Below are 19,206 nucleotides of genomic sequence, written 5' to 3'. Positions count from 1 at the left end.
CGTGCTACAAACGCCAGTCAATTGGCGCCTTGCCCTGTTGCTGCAGATAGTCGTTAGCTTTGGAAAAATGCCCGTTGCCGATAAAACCGCGATGGGCTGACAAAGGCGACGGGTGCGGTGACTTGAGCACCAGGTGTTTATGGGTGTCGATCAACTGGCCTTTCTTCTGCGCGTAACTGCCCCACAGCATAAACACCACGCCCTCGCACTGCTCATTCACCACCTGAATGGCGCGGTCGGTAAATTGTTCCCAACCCTGCCCCTGATGCGATCCGGCGCGCGCGCGTTCTACGGTCAAGGTCGCGTTCAGCAATAGCACACCTCGCTCCGCCCACGCCTGCAAACAACCATGCCCCGGAGGCGCGATACCCAGGTCGCGCGCGATTTCCTTAAAGATATTCTGCAACGAAGGCGGCACATCCACACCCGGCTGAACCGAGAAACACAGCCCGTGTGCCTGACCGGGACCGTGGTAAGGATCTTGCCCGAGGATAACCACCTTGACCTGGTCCAATGGTGTGGTGTTGAAGGCGTTAAAGATTTGCTTGGAAGGAGGGAAAATCACCTTACCCATTTGCTTCTGCTGCAACAAAAATTCTTTCAGTTGCACCATGTAAGGTTTTTCAAATTCCGGAGCCAGATGTTCCAGCCAACTTGGATCAAGGTCAATCTTGCGTGTAGCACTCGTCATAGGGATTTGGGCCTGTCCTGTCAAACAAAGGCCGTAATCTAACAGCCACCGTACAAAATCGCTAACAGAAATCCGGCTCCTGCACCGAAACAGGCATAAAAAAACCCGGCCTTGTGAGCCGGGTTCTTGATCAGCCAAAACGGATAACTTAGAGCTTGTCGCCGTGTTGGCTCAGGTACTTGGCCACACCGGCAGGTGATGCGTCCATACCTGCATCGCCCTCTTTCCAACCGGCTGGACATACTTCGCCGTGCTCCTGGTGGAAAGCCAGAGCATCAACCATACGCAGCATCTCATCTACGTTACGGCCCAGCGGCAGATCGTTCACAACCTGGTGACGTACAACACCTTCTTCGTCAATCAGGAATGAACCACGGAAAGCCACACCACCTTCTGATTCAACGTCGTAAGCACGGCAGATTTCGTGCTTAACATCCGCTACCAGGGTGTACTTGACCGGACCGATACCGCCGTCGTTAACGGGGGTGTTACGCCAGGCGTTGTGAGAGAACTGGGAGTCGATAGATACACCGATGACTTCCACATTGCGCTTCTGGAACTCGCTCATGCGGTGATCAAACGCCAACAACTCGGAAGGACATACAAAGGTGAAGTCCAGCGGGTAAAAGAAAATTACGGCTTTTTTGCCTTTGATAGCAGAGGATAAGGTGTAACTGTCAACAATCTCACCATTGCCCAGAACAGCGGCAGCTGTGAAATCCGGTGCTGGTTTACCTACTAATACGCCCATGTCGATTCTCCTGTATGTGACGGGTTGAAAAAATGGTATGAAGACACTTCATACCCGGAAATAGGGATTCGGAATATGCCGAACAACTAAAGACTGCGCCAATTGCGCAAGGTTTTACCAATCAAAAACTAATTAGCCAATAGCAGTCAGCTATGATACACACCCCATCCAATCAGTCTTATTAATTTTCTATATAACCTCATAACACTTTTCGCTATAACCTTTTGATGAGTAAGACGTGCGGCTCCCTTCGCTAAGATTATTAAATAACAATTATTCTCAGGTATGATTGACACAGATTCTCATTAACATTAATATCTTCGCGTACTCACCTCAACATTCTTGAGAGCCCACATTATGTACGTCTGCTTGTGCAAAGGTATTACTGACAGCCAGATCAAAGAAGCAATTTACGATGGTGCCACCTCTGTTGGCCAACTGCGTAAATGCCTCGGGGTTGCCAGCCAATGCGGCAAGTGCGGTATTTCTGCACGTGAGATTATCCAGGAAACCCTCGCTGAAGTTCCCACCGCCAACGGATATCCTCAGTATTACGCGGTCGCCTGATTCTTTACGCTTTGCTCCTGCTAAGGGAGCAATGTAAAACGCAATAAGAATACTTCTTCATCTTGTTTATTTTCCCTTACTGATCAAGCACTTAGCCTTGACGACTCGCATAAATACGGCCAGACTGTCGGTCTAATACGCCAACGACAGGCCCATCTTTGTCCTGGCACATCATCTAACCGTGTTTATCCCCTCACCGCTCTTAAGGAGACGACTATGAAAGGCGACGTCAAGGTAATTGCAGTACTGAACAAGGTACTGGGCAATGAGCTGGTGGCCATCAATCAGTATTTCTTGCATGCACGTATGTACAAGAATTTTGGCCTGAAGGAATTGGCCGACCATGAATACCACGAATCTATTGATGAAATGAAACACGCTGATGCGCTGATTGAACGCATTTTGTTTTTGGAAGGCATTCCGAACTTACAGGATCTGGGCAAATTAAATATCGGTGAAAACACCCAGGAGATGCTGAAATCAGATTTGAACCTGGAGCTTAAAGCGATCCCGGATTTACGCGAAGGGATTATTTTGTGCGAATCGGTGAATGACTTTATCAGCCGCGATTTGCTCAAAGACATTCTGGAGTCTGAAGAAGAGCATGTGGATTGGCTGGAAACCCAATTGTCCCTCATCGACACCGTTGGCTTGCAAAACTACCTGCAAAGCAAGATGGGTTCTTGATAAAAAGGGACTCCTGATAAAGGGCTTCCTGATAAAACAGGCGTATAGCCAGCAAAAAAGCCAACGTAAAAAAAAACGGGGCAACAGAGCCCCGTTTCTTTTTCTTTAAAACCCAGGATCAAAAACGATAGTCAAAATTCGCGCTGACGATCTCGGTTTCTACATTATTTTGCTCAGGCAAGGTGCGGTATTCGATATTAAAATTAAATCGCTCATTGAGGATAAACCCGATACCCACGCCATAGGATGCACCGGATTCAGAGATATCCAACTTCGATATTGTACTGCCGTCGGCAGCGACAACGGATTCTGTGGAATCCACATCCATATAACCCAACAATAAATACAGCTTGGCTTCATCGTTGATCAGCTCAGGCTTGTAATACACCGCATAATAACTGTCGATATCCCGCTCCAGCCGGCCGGGCAGACCATTGTCCCCTTTGCTCTCACCTTCATTCACGCCGGTGCCGTAGCGAATTTCCACACCCAGCGCAGCGTTATATTTGTAACCGCCCAGAATTTCAGCGGTGCGGGCGTTGCCCACATTGATCATTTCATCGTCATACATAAATTCTGTCATGCCTGCACCGACGTAGAAGCCGCGTGCGTTGTCCGCCACCGCGCAGACCGACATCAATGACATTGCTACAGCAAGTAAACGCTTCATAAACCATTCCATTATTCTTGTTGATGTAAAAAAACCGGGGTTGCTAACTATAGCGAATAAAATACCCGGCAAGTGATAACGGCGTCTGTATTCAGTTCAACAAACCGTAAACGCCCAGGGAGTATGCCCGTTTGCGTTTAGCGCCCGACAAGGAACCGGGCTTGAGCAGCTCGCCCAGTTTTACCGCTTCGCTCTGGAAGCGCGTATCACCGGTCCCTTCATCAAAGCTGACCAGCACGCCTTCAGCGAAATGGTACGCGATGACATCGCCCGCCTCCACCACCACACTGACGGGAAAATTTAACTGGTTGATACCGGTCTGGTATACCTGCAGGGGATTACTGTCCCAAATCACGACCAACTTGTCATCCATCGGGCGCAGCACTTTTACACTGAATTTACCAGGTTTGGCAAAGTAGCCTCCCACTCCCGTCAAGGTGCCTGACGCGGGGATAGGGTTAGCCAGATCAACCAATAGTAAGGGTTGGTCTTCCTGGCTGCTGCGCTCAACCAGCTCCCCGCCGACATAGTCCAACAGCCCGCCCAATACCATGAAATCTTTGTAGGCATCGATCTGGCTTTGTACAAAACGACGCACCTGGCTGCGCAATACTGAAGATTCCTGAATGCGCGACATTTTTTCGACATCAAGCACATCATTGACGCGGCTCAACTCCGCGATTTCCTCGCGCAAACGCAGCTCCTGGTCTTTCAACTGCGCAATATCCGATTGTGCCCGCTGCAAATCACTGCTTAATTGGCGGTTCTGATCCCTGATCTGCTGGATATCGGGCTGCATCTGACACGCGCCCAGAAACACGGTTGCGAGCAGCAGGATATAGGGTGATTTCATGAGGCGTCCTCAATTAGGGTGTGCGGGAGCAACGGAGCAATGATTATAAGGGATGTTACGTCTTGTATAGGGAATGTTACTTCTTGACGTTGAAACGAGTGGTTTCCAAAGTCTGGTCATCGAGTATCAGATCAACCTGGTAACCGCCCTCGGCAAACCCCGCAATAGGTTGCTCAATACGGAAATACTGGATGCCCTGACTGCCGCTGACGATGACTGGAACCTGCGCCATTTGTATGCTGCGCGCGCCATCATAAAGTACGGCTTGCAGAACCGAGGTGCCATCTTTGAAATTCTGGTATTCAAAGCCGATAAAGATCACACGATCCGCTGGTATCGTCTCGGCTTGCGCTTGTTGGATATCGCTTATCTCGCGGTTGCTGATCACCATGTGGCCAATTGTTGGCTGGTTCTGCTCAAGCAACTGCTCCGCGCGAACCTTCAGGGCGAGTAACGCCTGACTGCGGGGAAAGCGTTCGCGCGCACTGGCGATGGCGCTTTGGGCATCCAGCAGGCGGTGACGTTCGATCAACCCTTGGATATTGTTCACCAAGGTCTGCTCGATGCGGGCAATACCCTCCAGTGCGGCTTGATTTGATCCATTGCGCGCGAGTATCGAGCGATAGGTTTCATAAGCATTGTCGCCTGGGGGCTCAATAACCCGCCCCGCCATATGCTGGGATTCTGCCTTTTTGAGCAAGGCTTGATCCCGGGTTTGCTGTTGCTGTACCTGTTCGCGCAATGCCGCCTGCTGCCGGAGCAGTTCCGAGTCAGCCGGTGCCAGTGCCAGTCCTTTATCCACCAGCTCCAATGCAGCAACTTTGACGCCCTGCTCCGCTTTCTCCTGCGCCAGTTGCCCAAAGCGTTGCGCCACGGCAAGTATGCCGGCTCTCGCCTCGCTATTGGCCGGATCTTCGGTGAGGACGGCGCGATACAGCTCCAGTGCGTTGGCTCCGGTGGGTTCATCCAGCACGCCCTCGTGCAGATACGCCTGGGCTTGTTGCAGGCGACTTTGCAGGGATTCCTGTTGCTCCAGACGATTCAGTGCGTCGAATAATGCTGCATTGCGCTCCACCTCACTAAACAGCGAGCGCGCGGTTTCGCCATAAGCCTGCGCAGAGGCAAGGTTATCAACGTCCAGTTCACCAATGATGCTGGCGGCATAAAAATGTTGCAGTTCCGCCAATCCCTCGCGACCACCTGCTTGCTGAACCGGATCAGTACCGACCATGGCGGCGCGGTAGATGATGACGAGATCCGGCGCCACCTCAGGGTTGCTGGTCAGTTGCGCCCGCAAATCCCGCGCCTGCTGCAATAAATCCGGCGCACTGGCGTTCGCCTCGGCGGGCGCTTGCGGTAACGGGGCTGCGGGTATCAATACCTGTTCCGCCGGCGAACTTGAGAGCGCCAGGCTCGATACGGCTTGCTCGCCAGCCGATTGTGGTTGTCCAAACCCCAGCGCCGACCTGACATGGTCCTGCCAATACAGGCGCAGGTCGTCACGAAAATAGAATACGCCACCAATCACCAATAGCAGCACGACAAAACCCACCCAACCATTGGACTGGGCTGCCGGTGCTACGGCGGTGTAATGGCGGTGCTCGGCCCGCTCCTCTTCACTGATGGAGAAGCTCGACGGCAACGCCGTCAGGTTATCTTCTGACGGCGCTGTCGATACCGGTTCGTGATAAGGCTCAATGGCCGAGGGCATATCGGCCAGCGCCGTATTAGGGTGAGTCACTATCTGCTCACCCGTGAGGATTGGTGAGGGGTTGACCATGGTCGGCGACAGCTCATCGCCGACCGCCGCATCCATAACGGCGTCCTCTGCGCGTATCGCCGCCAGGATCTGGTCATTGGTGATAGTGTCGAGGTCAGCGATCAGCTCACTGCCGGTCTGATAGCGCTCATCCGGGGTTTTAGCCATCACACGGTCGATGATGGGCTGAAACATGTATAAGTGGTCGGGCAAGCGGGGAATGGCCTCCGACACATGCTTGATGCCTACCACGACCGCTGAATCCGCATCGAAAGGCACGCGCCCGGTCAGCAGCACAAACAACACCACCCCCAGACTATAGAGGTCCGCCCGGCTATCTACCGACAGCCCTTTTGCCTGCTCCGGACTCATGTAATGCGGCGTGCCGATGGCTGTGCCCGTCTGGGTCATGCCGGACGCCACATCCGAAGGCCGGGCGATACCGAAGTCCATCAATACCGCCCGACCGTCTTCGTCGAGCAGCATGATGTTTTCCGGTTTTACGTCGCGGTGGACGTAGCCTTTGCGACCTGCATAATCCAGCGCGCGCGCGACGTCTTTAACGACCTTCAGCGACTCCACCAGATTGAGATCAAAACGCTTGTGTTTGAGGTCGTGTCCCGGCAGGTATTCCATGGACAGGTAATACAGTCCCTCATGAATACCCACGTCGTAAACCGTGACAATATTGGGGTGCATCAACCGGCTGACGATGCGCGCCTCGCGCAGGAAACGCTCGCCGAAGCTGGCGTCGGTACACAGGTGGGGCGCCATGACCTTGAGCGCGACCTCGCGCTCGAAACAGGTCTGTATCGCCAGATAGACCGTCGCCATACCACCCTGGCCAAGCGTGCTGACGATTTTGTAACCAGGAATGTCGATCTGCATCTATCTGTATACCGAGCGTTCAAGAATCGATGGGCAACGCATCTTGCCCACCGCATCGTGTGAGGCAAATCCTGTGGCTGGATTTGCCGAGTTACATCAGCAAGAGCCCGGCCCTATCGCCGGAGCCCACTAAATATAGCAGCCTTTACCGCCGATACAGCGAAGCGGTGCCGCATGGACCAAACCTAGCGCGCCGCCACTGGCCCACGCCACGCCCGTACCAGCATGACGCACAGGATCACCAGCACGAATGCGGCAGCGGTAGCGACAAGCAATTGCCAACCCAGTTGGTGGTAGATCCATCCGGTCACGCCGGCTGTTACCGTCATGACCGCGTAGGTGGCAAACTCATTGAGCGCTTGTAAACGGCCACGCACATAGCTGTCCGCTACCTGGGTTAGCAGGGTACTGCCGCCCATGTACATCAAGTTCCAACCCACGCCCACCAGCAGCAGCGCTATATGGAAGTTCACCAATGCCTGCCCCAGCCACGCCAACACACACCCCGACGCGAGCACCACGCACCCGACCAGCGCCACCGGTTGTGGACCAAACCGGCCAATGAAACGGCCGGTGATAAGTGAGGGTGCAAACATGCCGAGCAGATGCCACTGGATAACACTGGCGGCATCCGCGGCACCAAAGCCACAGCCCTGCATCGCCAGGGGACTGGCGAGCATCACCAACATCATCATGGCGTAGCCGCCGGCGCAGAACACCATGGCCGGCTTGATCTGCTGATACCGCAACAGTTCGGCCAGGGGAATGGGTGGCCGCTCAACGTCGGCTAGCTGCCGCGCCGGCAAACGGCTGAAAAGGATCACCGGCAAGGCGGCCAAGGCCAGCAGGGCAACGAGAAAGTAGGAACCCACGTACTCTCGCTCCAGCAGATGAAGGCCGAGGCTGCCGAGCATCGGCCCGAAGAGCGCAGCCAGGATACCGCCACTGAGTACCCACGCGATGGCCGTGCCCTTGTGCGGATCAGTCACCGCATCTGCCGCTGCAAAGCGGTAATAGAGGGCGGATGCCTGATAAATACCGATCAACAAGCCCGCCAGACAAAACAGCACAAACGAGGCTTGCCAGACCGCCCACGCCGCCAGCAAACCACCGACCAGCCCCATAAACGCGCCCCCCATAAAACCGCCCTGATAACCCAGGGCGGCAAATACGCGTGGCAATATCAGGGTCAGGGCGGCAGTACTGGCGGTAATAAACAGATAAGGCAGCGTCGCCAGGCCCGGCGACGGCGCGAGATCCTCGCCCACCAGACCGTTGAAGCTGATCCCCACGGCGACCGAAGCCATAAACAGGAACTGGCAAAGTCCGAGCAACACGGCGCTATAGGACATGCTTAACTCCGCCGGTGGTTGACGGGAAGATTCGGAAGGGACCAGACACTACATATTCACCCAGTTGTTCAGGGCGCGCAGCTTGAAGCGGTGTTCGCGGAAACGCAACAACACCCCGTCGACGTATATTTCTTCCAGGTTCAGTTGCCCGCCGACCTGATTACCCGCGCGACGGGGCTGGCCGTTCAGGACCACATTGCTCGACCCATCGCCGGTGAAATTGTGTTGGGAATAGATAATCGAGGGAATCTCCTGCTGCACACTCCAGGGCAACTGGCGCAAGTCCGGCACATTGTCGATGGCATCGTAACGCTTGCCTGCTCCGGCGGCTGGCCGGGGTGCCGGGGGCGCTTCTGTTGTCGAGGGGTTATCCAGCAGCGATACGGAGGTTACTGCCGGTACCTGTACGGGCACAGACTCAACCACCGGCGGTTCTTCCACGGGTTTATAGAGATCGTTAATCTTCTCGTCTACTGCTGGCGCATCGGTTTCAGCGTAGAGCGAATGGACCGCTTCGGAGGGTTTGGCGGATGATTCAGCAGGCGTCTTATCCGGTGCTGGATCAGCGGGCACGACCGGTGTGCTCGGCGTCAGCGCTGCAGCTTGCGGGGTAGGCGGCTGCACAAGGGTTTCCTCTGTTATGGCTGCCGGAGATGCGGTTGGGGTGGACGGCTGGCGGGCTTGCAACAACAGGTAAGCCAGCAAGATCACCAGCGCGACCAACAATACCCCGCCTACAATCCACAAGGTCGGTACCCGCGCACCACCCGGCCGATAACTGACTTCGTGGACCGTGTTGATGTCTGGCGTAGGCTGCGAATTTTTACGCTCGCGGTCTGCGCGATTCAGGGCATCAAGAATCAATGACATGGTGGTTATTCGCTCTCGCTACGAGAGGAGGCGCTGGACTTGCGATCCTCCAGGGTAATCAGGGCTTTATCGATGCCCAATACTTCATTGAGCCGCCGCAAAGTCTGCGCGCCCACAATTCCATCGGGCTTGATGCCCTGACTTTCCTGAAACAATTCCACCCGTTTTTTCAATTTGTCGTTATACACATTGCGCGCTAACGGTGAATCCTGGCGATCAAGTTTGGCGAACTGGTCTGCGAGCCAATTGACGGCAGGCCCACGCTGGCCAGTCATCAGGGGCGTGTCGAAACCGGCGGGACGGAACCAGATATACAGCAATTCATCGTTCCACAGTTCGGCGATGCGGCTCCAGGGCACGGTGAATTCCGTTCCATCGCGCAGCAACAGTGCATTCTCCTCGCCCAGACCGACAACCAGCACATAAGCCAGTTTCCGGTCGGCCGTTACCAAGGTCAGCACGGCGGGACGATTAAGATCGCGCAACTCATTCCAGGTGGTCATACGGGTGGTTTCGCAGGCGTAGCCCTCTTCGCCCGAGCCGGCACAGCCGGTACCGGCGGTCGCGCCCAGATAAGTCAACAACGCCTGACGCGCGCGCCCTTCATCCCGGCTCCAGAAGACAATTTCTTCCCGAACCGCAGCGGAAGAAGCCGCCGTCGATGCACTACTCTCAACCACCGAGCTTGCCTGAGCCTGGATCGAGGCTGCCGAGGAGGATTGCGCCGCACTGCTACTGCTAACCGGCACAGCGGCTACCGCCTCGCTAACCGGCCCGGTGGGCGATGAAGGCACCAGGAACCAGATCATCACCGCCAACACCAGGGTTGCGGCCACCCCTGCCAGCGCGTAGAGCCATTTTTCCGGCATCACCGGCAGGCGGCTCGGCTTGGTCAGGTGTGCCTTGGTACCCGACACCTCCAGCGCCGCCTGTTCAAAGATTTCGTTGTCAATCACCGTGCGGTTTTTGCCGTAGGCACCCAACAAAATCCGTTCGCAGATAATGTTGATCAACCGCGGAATGCCGCCGCTGAAACTGTGGATACGCTTGACGATAGGGTCGGTAAAGGGATTGCGGTTATCCGGCATACCGGCAATGCGCAACCGGTGCGCAATATAAGCATGGGTTTCCGCCAGGGATAAAGCTTCCAGATGAAAACGTGCGGTGATACGTTGGGACAACTGGCGCAATGAAGGCCGGGCGAGCAATTTTTTCAATTCCGGTTGGCCGACCAGGATAATTTGCAGCAATTTTTCAGTGGTGGTTTCGAGGTTCGTCAGCAAACGAATCTGTTCCATCACGGTGGGCTTGAGTAGCTGCGCCTCATCAATCAACAACACCGTCTTGCGGCCTTTGCGGTGATTTTCCAGCAGGAAGTGATGCAGCGCATCGGTGAGGTCTTTGGTACTCCAGCCATCGACGATGTAACGCACACCCAGTTCGTCGCAGATGGTCGATAACAGTTCCGGCGCGCTGGCCATGGGATTAAGGATGATCGCAATATCGGTGTTGTCCGGCATCTGCTCCAGTAAACAGCGAATAATCGTCGTCTTGCCCGTGCCGACCTCACCGGTCAACAGTACAAACCCACCGATCTGGATACCGTATAACAAATGGGCAAGCGCTTCGCGATGCTGGTCACTCATATATAAATAACGAGGATTTACCGCGATGGAAAAGGCTTGTTCACTCAGTCCGAAAAAATTGTGATACATGGTTAAGGGTTGTTCTTATGTAGGTGTATTGGCGGCGCGTGGTTGCCGGGGACGAACAATCTGCCACCGATGATACCAGACTCGCAACCGAAAATTTCCGTGCGACGACATTGCCATAATTCCCGCGTGACGGCGCCGGCAGATTGCATTTAACCGCGCCGCACTCAATTGCCGAAAACGCCCCCAATTGGTACCATTGCCGCCTTTTTGAGCAGGCCCGCCTGCCCCGCCCTTTTTGCCCCGATCCCAAGTTAAAGAGATTCCCTATGTCCGTTGATCTTCGTTCAGCTTCTTTGTCACAACTGGCTTACCACGACGAGTTTGTCCAGCGCCATATCGGCCCGGACGCACAGCAAACCGCCGCTATGCTGGCGGCGCTCGGCGTGGCCTCTGTCGCTGAACTGATCGACAAGACCGTACCGGAAAAAATCCGCCTTCACGGCGAGCTGGCCTTGGCCGATGCGGTCACAGAAGCCGAAGCCCTGGCGCAACTGAAAGCCATCGCCAACAAGAACCGTGTATTCAAAAGCTATATCGGCATGGGCTATTACGATACGCACACACCTCATGTTGTCCTGCGCAATGTGCTGGAAAATCCGGGTTGGTACACGGCTTACACACCCTACCAACCGGAAATTGCCCAAGGCCGTCTGGAAGCCTTACTGAATTACCAGCAAATGATCATTGATTTAACCGGGATGGAGATGGCCAACGCCTCCATGCTGGACGAGGGCACTGCTGCCGCCGAAGCCATGGCGATGTGCAAACGCCAGAATAAAAAGAGCCGCTCCGATGTGTTTTTTGTGGATGCGGACACCCATCCGCAAACCATCGCCGTAGTCAAAACCCGCGCCGAGCACTTCGGTTTTGAGGTGGTGGTGGCCAAGGCGGATGAGGTGACCAATGGTGATTACTTCGGTGCCCTGCTCTCCTATCCCGGCTCCAGCGGCGACATCCGCGACCTCACGAGCCTGATCGACACCGCCCACAGCCAGAACACCCTGATTACCGTTGCCAGCGATCTGATGGCGCTGATGTTGCTCAAATCCCCCGGCAGTATGGGTGCCGATGTGGTGGTGGGCACTAACCAACGCTTCGGTATCCCCATGGGTTTCGGCGGCCCCCACGCCGGTTTCTTTGCCTTCCGCGATGCCTACAAGCGCTCCGCACCGGGCCGCATCATCGGTGTGTCCATTGATGCGCGCGGCAAACAAGCCTTACGTATGGCGATGCAAACCCGCGAGCAACATATTCGCCGCGAAAAGGCCAACTCCAATATTTGTACCTCGCAAGTGCTGCTGGCGGTGATGAGTGTGTTCTACGCGATCTACCACGGCCCGGAGGGTTTGAAGCGCATCGCCAACCGTATCCACCGCCTCACCGCGATTGCCGCCGCTGCTTTGCAAGCCAAGGGCTTCGGCCTGGCCAACAGCCAGTTCTTCGACACGATTACCGTGCAAGTGGGCGATAACCAGAAAGCGATTTATCAGGCCGCGCTCAATGCCGAGATCAACCTGCGCCTGGTGGGTAAAAACGCCTTGGGTATCAGTATGAACGAAACCACCAGCCTGGCCGACCTGGAGACACTGCTGGCCGTCTTCGGCGTGAGCGGTTCTGATTTGCGCGGTCTGGATCGCCAGATTACCGAAGGCAAAAACCTGACCGCCAGCAAAGCCATTCCCGCTGACTTGTTGCGCAGCGACGCCATCCTGAGCCACCCGGTATTCAACAGTTACCACAGCGAAACCGAGATGCTGCGCTACCTCAAGCGCCTGGAGTCGCGCGATATCGCGCTCAACCAGTCCATGATTCCGCTCGGCTCCTGCACCATGAAGCTGAACGCCACGGCCGAGATGATTCCGGTAACCTGGCCGGAATTTGGCAAGATGCACCCTTTCGCGCCCATGGAACAAGCCCAGGGTTATCGCCAATTATTTGAAGAATTGCAGGAGATGCTGAAAGCCTGCACTGGCTACGATGCCATCAGCTTACAACCCAACGCCGGATCTCAAGGCGAGTACGCCGGCCTGGTGGCCATCAAAAAATATTTTGAGAGCAAAGGTGAAACCGAACGCGATATCTGTTTGATTCCGGCATCTGCCCATGGCACCAACCCGGCTTCAGCACAGATGGTGAGTTACAAGGTGGTGGTCGTGGCCTGCGATGGCAAAGGCAACGTGGACCTTGATGACCTGCGCGAGAAAATTGCCACCCACGGCCAAAAGATTGCCTGCATCATGGTCACCTACCCGTCCACCCACGGCGTGTTTGAGGAAGGCATTACCGAACTGTGCGACATGATCCATGCGGTTGGCGGTCAGGTGTATATCGACGGCGCGAATATGAATGCGTTGGTCGGCGTGGCCGCGCCGGGTAAATTCGGCGGCGATGTGTCACATCTTAATCTGCATAAAACCTTCTGTATTCCTCACGGCGGTGGCGGCCCCGGTATGGGCCCGATTGGCGTAGGCCAACACCTTGCGCCATTCCTCGCTTCGCATCCGGTGCAGGATGTGCCCGGTACAGAAACCACCAATGGCACCATCTCTGCCGCGCCCTGGGGCTCAGCCAGTATTTTGCCGATCAGTTGGATGTACATCCGCATGATGGGCAAGGTCGGCATGCGTCAGGCCACGGAATACGCCATTCTCAACGCGAATTACGTAGCGAAAAAACTGGGCGACCATTACCCGATTTTGTACAAGGGTACCCATGGTTTTGTGGCTCACGAATGTTTGCTGGATCTGCGTCCTTTGAAAGAAGCGAGCGGCATCAGCGAAGAAGATATCGCGAAGCGTTTGATGGATTTCGGTTTCCATGCGCCCACCATGTCCTTCCCGGTGGCGGGCACCTTGATGATCGAACCCACCGAATCGGAATCCCAGGCGGAGCTGGATAAATTTATCGACGCCATGCTCACCATTCGCAAGGAAATTGCACAAGTTGCCAGCGGCGAAATCAGCGCCGACGCCAGCGCACTGCACAACGCACCTCACACACAAGATGACATCATGGACGAGAACTGGAACCGCGCCTACAGCCGCGACACCGCCGGTCGCCCGGCGCCCTGGCTGAAGCAACACAAGGTATGGCCAAGCGTGAACCGTATCGACAACGTGTACGGGGATCGCAATTTGATTTGCTCGTGCCCGAGCATTGAGACTTATCAGGAGTAAGTAAAACAGGAAGGATTTTGATTCAGGCAAAGAACGTGGTTACCACGTTCTTTGCTCCACATGAAAAAATTTAAAATTTCGATACCGCCGAATTTAACGGCATGCGACCAGTATTGATAACAGCATCCTTCTGACGCAACCACATGCCCAATGCCGACAAGGCAATCATCGCCGTCATCAAAAGCTCGCCCCCATCTTCCGCCAGCGTAAAGACGGTTTGCGACACATTCTCTCCGAATAACCCATGCAAGGCATCGACACCAACGCCGAAGAAAATCAGTAGCCCAAAATAGCAACTGAATAACAGATAAGCACTGAAGTCTTCTTTGGTGGTTATTGTGGTGACACCAATTGTCCAACATATCACAGCAAACAAACCTGTTGTGGCAAAGCCCAGCAAATCCCCGGAAACCGGGTGCAGATTCCAAAGAGCAACGTAAGCGTGGCCGATGGATTCATGGAGTTTGAATGCGTCATCGAGAAAAATAATAAACATCATGGCTGACCAGGCGAACCAGGCTTTCTTGTGGTGCGCTACTGCAAACAATAAAAATAATGCTGCAGCCACCAGCTCCAAAATATAGCCAAAGATTTCCGGATAACCCCGATCAATGAACGAAAACTCTACCTGCCCGTAAAAGAAACTGTCGGTCAATTGATACTTTTCAACATAGGCGTAGGTAATAAAACAGCTGATAAGCAATAAGCCGATAATCACCACACCTGCGACACAACCCCGATGCAGGCGATCCGGCAATACCAACAGGTCTTTTGCAAGACGCGGACAGGAAAGCAAAACACTGCCGACAAATTTAACAGGGGCTTTTATACCTGGGACTTTTCCCGTAGGGACTTTCGCTACAATCTGCATATCGACCTCCTTAGATGAAATCCATAGCAGCACTTCGCTATTCGTAACAAAAATGTCACAAAACAGGAATAAAGTAAAAAGTTTTAAATTTTTTTGTGATGACTTTCCGGGACGAGGCTGTTTTTGCTGCCGCTAGCGGCACAGAAATCCTTACTTTACAAACTTGATAAAAAATGACGACCCCAACTGGACCTGGCTGTGTGCGGTCCCACACAATTGGTTTTGCCACAGTGAAAAAAAATGACGTACGGGATTTCTCTCAATTCTCACACCACGATACTTGGCTGCAGCCAATACGGATCGCATGGGAATTTTGGTCAGAGTTGACAAGAAGTAGATAAAAAAGCGGCTGAAAAGTCCGATTGCCATTGCGTGCAATCGGACTTGCTGTGATTTCATAAACCCACAAATTTTATTAACAAGACGGCTGCTACCACAACCAGGAAAGCAGCAATGGCGGCATAACGAATCACGCCCTTTATCTCCGCCACCATGTGCTGTCGTTGTACAGCTAACTCTGTCAGGAAATGGTTGGTATTATCGCGCAGTTCAAATTCTGCTTTTGCAATCACCGTGGTGATCTCTGTGGTTGCTTTTTCTACCGTCCTATCCAGCATAGGTTCAACTTTTTCATCCAGGATGGTGTTGATCCTGTCCTGCACCTGATTCAGTTCGTTTTCCCAGTCAGTATTTAACCACGCCATAACAAATATCCTGTCGCTAAAGAAAAAATAATGCCTGCTTAATTCTGTAAAAACCAATCATCGCGGTAGGTTTTTACTATGTCGGGCCAAAGCACCGCAAAAACAGTTGCCAGCGCACCATTGATAAAACCTTCCGGAAAGGTCATTAATAAAAACACAAAAAAATGTTCCCAGGCACTGGCCAGCGCAATGTCGCTACCGGTGAGGGAGAATAATAGCAGCGCTCCCAGCCCGACCCACAGGCAACTGATCATGGCGCCAAAAAATCCCACGCCCAGAAAATAAGTGAATGGATTTTTAAAACGCCACCGGTTAATCAACCAGACGGCTAACCAAGCCCAGCTTACCGGTATGACAACACCCAGGCAAAAATCCACGGGAAGCGTATGCAAATTAAATTGATTAACCGCGACATCCCAATCGACAGTCAAACTGCGCAACGCTATTTGGTAAACCTCCAGCATCACCAACGCAGCCACACCGATGAGCAACGCCAGGCTCCAGCCAAACACCATCGTAACAACGGTCATCAGCATGGGGTGAAATGCGAGCGTAGCCTGCACAGATACCTGCATCAACCAAAACAGGCTTAAAAAAAGAATGGTGGCAAACAGCAGGTGTTGACGGGATTGATGGCTTGCCAACGGGCGCCAGGGGGCATAAAAAATGGCGGCGCCCAGCAACAATAAACTCGGAATTAAGGTCAGCCAGAACAGCAAAGGCTCTGGCGGAAGCAGCATATTCATCCGCTTGACTCACGATAGGTCGGATAAGGTTTTCTCAGCCTCCACCGCAAAACATTCAACCTGATCACCTTGCTCAATGGCGCCAATACCTTTCTTTAAGGCCACATGGCGCGGAATAAATTTGAACAGCCCGCTGCGTTTGCCGTAATGATAAATCTTGTGGCTGGCCAGTATTTCACCCGCTTCCGCTGCCGCCTCAAGCCGGGCAGCCATGCTGACAGCAACGCCTTCGAGGTCGGGCACGCCGGTGACTTCATTGTGAACCACAGACACCTCGCCCAGTTCCACACCGATGCGTAATTCAAACCCCGCAGCGGTTAATACATTACGGATCATGCAAGCGCAGGAAAGCCCGACGGTGACATTTTTAAAGGTAACCCGCAACGAGTCACCTTCCATATTCGGATGCCCCGCTTCCCATTTTTTGAGTATGGGTTTAACCAGCCCGCGGAACAACGAGAGTTTTTCCGACAGTTCATCATCACCCCATTTGGAAAAACCTTTTAAATCCATAAACAGGATGGTGAGGTTGCGCACCTGCTGTTTTTCATGGTCCGCCGCCAACTCCAGCAAACGCGGCCAGAACTCTTCGCGAATGGCGGCAATTTTTTCTTTTAATTGCACGTGAAGTTTCGCATCGCGACGCAACGCCAATTGCGCCAATTGAATACGCTCTGCCTCATCCTGCAACTGGAGCTTAAGCTCGGTGGGATTGTGTGGACCCACTTCTTCTACCACAAATTTTACCAGGGCACCGCCGGCAACATCGGTGATAGATTTCAACCGCAGGATGGTGCCCCAATGCGCAGCGGCAAGGTGATCAATAAAGATGGGTAAGGTAGCCAGTTCCTGATCAATCAGGCGATAGGGGTAACGCAATTCAATGGTAATAGCGTCCGCAAAGATCCGCTCAAATTCGTGTTGCCGATAAACGGTTTTTTCTTTTCCCGATTTATCCCAAAAAGCGTAATGGCATTCAACATTGGAAATGTCCCAACCGGTGCTGGTCATCTTCCACAGGCGCGCGCTGGTGATGTTGGCATTAGCAAATTTGGTCTTGGTCAGGTTGGCCTCGCGCAGGTCACAGTTCACCAGGTTCGCACCGCTGAAGTCGGTCTCCTGCAAATCCATGTTGCTGAAATCCACCCCGCTTACATTGGCCGAACGGAATACCGCCCCGGAAAGCGCAGCGCCCCGCAGGTCGGCATTCGTCAGTCGCGCATTGACCAGCAAGGCTTTAGTTAAATCTGCCCCCTGGAGGTTGACCCCTTCCAGATTGGAGTTGGTCAGGTCAACACGGGCCAGTTGTTGCCCTTCCAGGTTGCTGCCGGCCAGGGAAACATCGCGCAGCATAAAGCCGCTGATATCCTGCCCACGAAAATCAATGTTCTCCAGTTTTGCATTGCGGGTGTTGGCGGTGAGCATGTTGGCAAAGAACAGCACCGAACCACTGAGGTTGCAGCCACATAAATTGGCGGCAATCAGTTTTGCATGGGAAAAATCATTGTCTTTTAAAAAGGCGCCTTGCAGGTTGGCAAGGATCAGGTCGGCATGTTTGAAACTGCACTGGGTGATGCGGGCGTTACACATGGACACTTTGGAAAAATCGAAATCATCAAACGTCATCCCGGTCAGCTCTACCCCGTCGAGATTCAGATCGCCGACGGCATGGCGCTTGCGCCAGTTGTTCCAGGATTTCGCACCTTTGTTGAGTTCTTGAATGATTCGATCTTTATCCATATCCATGAGCTACATCTGACGAGTCAAAACCAAGGGAGGGTGATGGTGGCACAGGACCAACCGCAGGATTATAGCGAGCATTATGCGCCACGATCCATCATAAATCGTAAAATATCACATATCACAAAAGCAGGCCGTCATCCGGCGGATAAGCGGGAATCAATAGCGCATAACCGGCCAGGCCGCCCGAATTCACGGGGAAATCAACGGTACAGAAACGTCGAAGGGTGAAAAGCGTGCGGCCAGTACAATAGCATCCGGCAGCTGACGCTAACCGTCATTCTGCCGTCGAGGAGGTGGATGATTTATCGGCGGATAACCGACTCATCTCCTGTTTGAGTGTCATGATATCCGCCTCCAGCTCCTTGAGCCGGGATGCATCGACCACTTGCGGCTGGACAAACACATTGGTGATTTTGGCGCGCACCCGCCAGACTTCGCGCACACTGTCCATCGGAATGGAATAGGTTTTGTAGTCGGGGTTATCGCTCTTGAGGATCAGCATATTGCGATCCTCTTCATAGATATAGGTACGCTTGGCGACGATACCTTCCTCAGCAACCACAATACATAAGGCACCGTTCTCAATCGCCAATAAATCAGGCAAACGTTCAGTCACCACAATTTCGCCGGGATAGATAGAGGGAACCATGCTATCGCCCTCTACTTCAAATAAACGATAACCACCGGCTTCATAGCCGGGGATTTTATAAACCTCCAGCGTATCCAGATACTTTTCATCAAGATAATTTTCGATGTAACCCGCATGCGCTTCTCCGCGAACTAAAGGAATATATCCTTCACGAGTCATCCCGAGATGATTATCCATAGGCTGCGGCTCTCTCTTATCCGGCTGGTAGAAAATGTCACCCTCACCTGTCACCAGCCAGTTGCAGTCCACACCGAATACACGGTTGATCTTTAGCAAACTGTCCAATGAAAGTTTGGATTTTTGTGATTCCAATTGTGACAAGGCTCCCTGCGTTATCCCGATGCGCGAAGCAAACTCCTGCTGGGACAGACTTAACAAGTCACGCAGTACAACTAATCTTGAATCACTCATATTTTTACCATTCTAGATATTAATATACTAATGGCGCAACTTTTTTTATTAGCATTCTTATTGCGAGCCCGATACAATGGCGAGACGCTCCACTCGCACCTGG

16 protein-coding genes are annotated in these 19,206 nt (G+C 53.4%); 3 read left to right on the top strand and 13 right to left on the bottom strand.

The features are described from left to right. Window positions 1-4: 4 nt before the first annotated feature. Window positions 5-691 carry a uracil-DNA glycosylase gene (ung, locus tag ACSV5M_RS18555; protein WP_439178033.1) on the bottom strand — a complete coding sequence of 229 codons (687 nt, stop codon included), beginning with the start codon at window positions 689-691 and terminating at the stop codon, window positions 5-7. Window positions 692-839: 148 nt separating this feature from the next. After that, entirely contained in the window at window positions 840-1,442 is a 603-nt protein-coding gene (locus tag ACSV5M_RS18550) for a peroxiredoxin (RefSeq protein ID WP_439178031.1), read from the bottom strand. Window positions 1,443-1,799: 357 nt separating this feature from the next. On the opposite strand from ACSV5M_RS18550, the gene ACSV5M_RS18545 reads away from it, so the two are divergent. Together ACSV5M_RS18545 and bfr are read left to right on the top strand one after the other, a co-directional pair. Then, the gene (locus ACSV5M_RS18545; RefSeq protein ID WP_439178030.1) at window positions 1,800-2,009 is read left to right on the top strand and encodes a bacterioferritin-associated ferredoxin; all 210 of its coding nucleotides are present in this window, start codon (window positions 1,800-1,802) and stop codon (window positions 2,007-2,009) included. A 216-nt stretch (window positions 2,010-2,225) separates the two neighbouring features. Then, complete coding sequence (bfr, locus tag ACSV5M_RS18540; protein ID WP_439178029.1) at window positions 2,226-2,696, top strand: bacterioferritin; 471 nt, start codon at window positions 2,226-2,228, stop codon at window positions 2,694-2,696. A 118-nt stretch (window positions 2,697-2,814) separates the two neighbouring features. Here bfr and ACSV5M_RS18535 read toward each other — a convergent pair whose 3' ends face one another. The 6 genes from ACSV5M_RS18535 to ACSV5M_RS18510 form a co-directional block, all read right to left on the bottom strand. Then, window positions 2,815-3,366, bottom strand: coding sequence for a porin family protein (locus ACSV5M_RS18535; RefSeq protein ID WP_439178028.1), 552 nt, complete (start codon window positions 3,364-3,366; stop codon window positions 2,815-2,817). Between the two features lie 91 nt (window positions 3,367-3,457). After that, on the bottom strand, window positions 3,458-4,219 hold the full coding sequence (locus ACSV5M_RS18530) for a hypothetical protein (protein ID WP_439178027.1): 762 nt from the start codon (window positions 4,217-4,219) through the stop codon (window positions 3,458-3,460). A 76-nt stretch (window positions 4,220-4,295) separates the two neighbouring features. Beyond that, window positions 4,296-6,866 carry a protein kinase domain-containing protein gene (locus ACSV5M_RS18525; RefSeq protein ID WP_439178024.1) on the bottom strand — a complete coding sequence of 857 codons (2,571 nt, stop codon included), beginning with the start codon at window positions 6,864-6,866 and terminating at the stop codon, window positions 4,296-4,298. A 185-nt stretch (window positions 6,867-7,051) separates the two neighbouring features. Then, on the bottom strand, window positions 7,052-8,218 hold the full coding sequence (locus tag ACSV5M_RS18520; RefSeq protein ID WP_439178023.1) for an MFS transporter: 1,167 nt from the start codon (window positions 8,216-8,218) through the stop codon (window positions 7,052-7,054). A gap of 48 nt (window positions 8,219-8,266) precedes the next feature. Continuing rightward, a complete protein-coding gene (locus ACSV5M_RS18515; RefSeq protein ID WP_439178021.1) occupies window positions 8,267-9,088 on the bottom strand; it encodes a general secretion pathway protein GspB in 822 nt (273 codons plus the stop codon). A gap of 5 nt (window positions 9,089-9,093) precedes the next feature. Continuing rightward, window positions 9,094-10,803: an AAA family ATPase gene (locus ACSV5M_RS18510; RefSeq protein ID WP_439178020.1), complete on the bottom strand. Its 1,710-nt coding sequence runs from the start codon at window positions 10,801-10,803 to the stop codon at window positions 9,094-9,096. A gap of 266 nt (window positions 10,804-11,069) precedes the next feature. On the opposite strand from ACSV5M_RS18510, the gene gcvP reads away from it, so the two are divergent. Beyond that, window positions 11,070-13,979 carry an aminomethyl-transferring glycine dehydrogenase gene (gene gcvP / locus ACSV5M_RS18505; RefSeq protein ID WP_439178018.1) on the top strand — a complete coding sequence of 970 codons (2,910 nt, stop codon included), beginning with the start codon at window positions 11,070-11,072 and terminating at the stop codon, window positions 13,977-13,979. A gap of 70 nt (window positions 13,980-14,049) precedes the next feature. On the opposite strand, the gene ACSV5M_RS18500 is transcribed toward gcvP, so the two are convergent. From ACSV5M_RS18500 to ACSV5M_RS18480, 5 genes are all read right to left on the bottom strand, one after another. After that, window positions 14,050-14,850: a hypothetical protein gene (locus ACSV5M_RS18500; RefSeq protein ID WP_439178017.1), complete on the bottom strand. Its 801-nt coding sequence runs from the start codon at window positions 14,848-14,850 to the stop codon at window positions 14,050-14,052. Window positions 14,851-15,245: 395 nt separating this feature from the next. Beyond that, the gene (locus tag ACSV5M_RS18495) at window positions 15,246-15,554 is read right to left on the bottom strand and encodes a hypothetical protein (protein ID WP_439178015.1); all 309 of its coding nucleotides are present in this window, start codon (window positions 15,552-15,554) and stop codon (window positions 15,246-15,248) included. Between the two features lie 38 nt (window positions 15,555-15,592). After that, window positions 15,593-16,300 (bottom strand): hypothetical protein, encoded by a 708-nt coding sequence (locus tag ACSV5M_RS18490; protein WP_439178014.1) that lies wholly within the window; start codon window positions 16,298-16,300, stop codon window positions 15,593-15,595. 9 nt (window positions 16,301-16,309) lie between these two features. Continuing rightward, window positions 16,310-18,046, bottom strand: coding sequence for a pentapeptide repeat-containing protein (locus ACSV5M_RS18485; protein ID WP_439178013.1), 1,737 nt, complete (start codon window positions 18,044-18,046; stop codon window positions 16,310-16,312). A gap of 271 nt (window positions 18,047-18,317) precedes the next feature. Next, window positions 18,318-19,103: an XRE family transcriptional regulator gene (locus ACSV5M_RS18480; RefSeq protein ID WP_439178012.1), complete on the bottom strand. Its 786-nt coding sequence runs from the start codon at window positions 19,101-19,103 to the stop codon at window positions 18,318-18,320. Between the last annotated feature and the right edge of the window lie 103 nt (window positions 19,104-19,206).

Origin of the sequence: Cellvibrio sp. ARAG 10.3, from assembly GCF_051846955.1 — a bacterium.
GTDB lineage: Bacteria > Pseudomonadota > Gammaproteobacteria > Pseudomonadales > Cellvibrionaceae > Cellvibrio.
The sequence above is the reverse complement of the archived record's forward strand: the minus strand, read 5'-3'. Positions and strand labels throughout refer to the sequence as shown.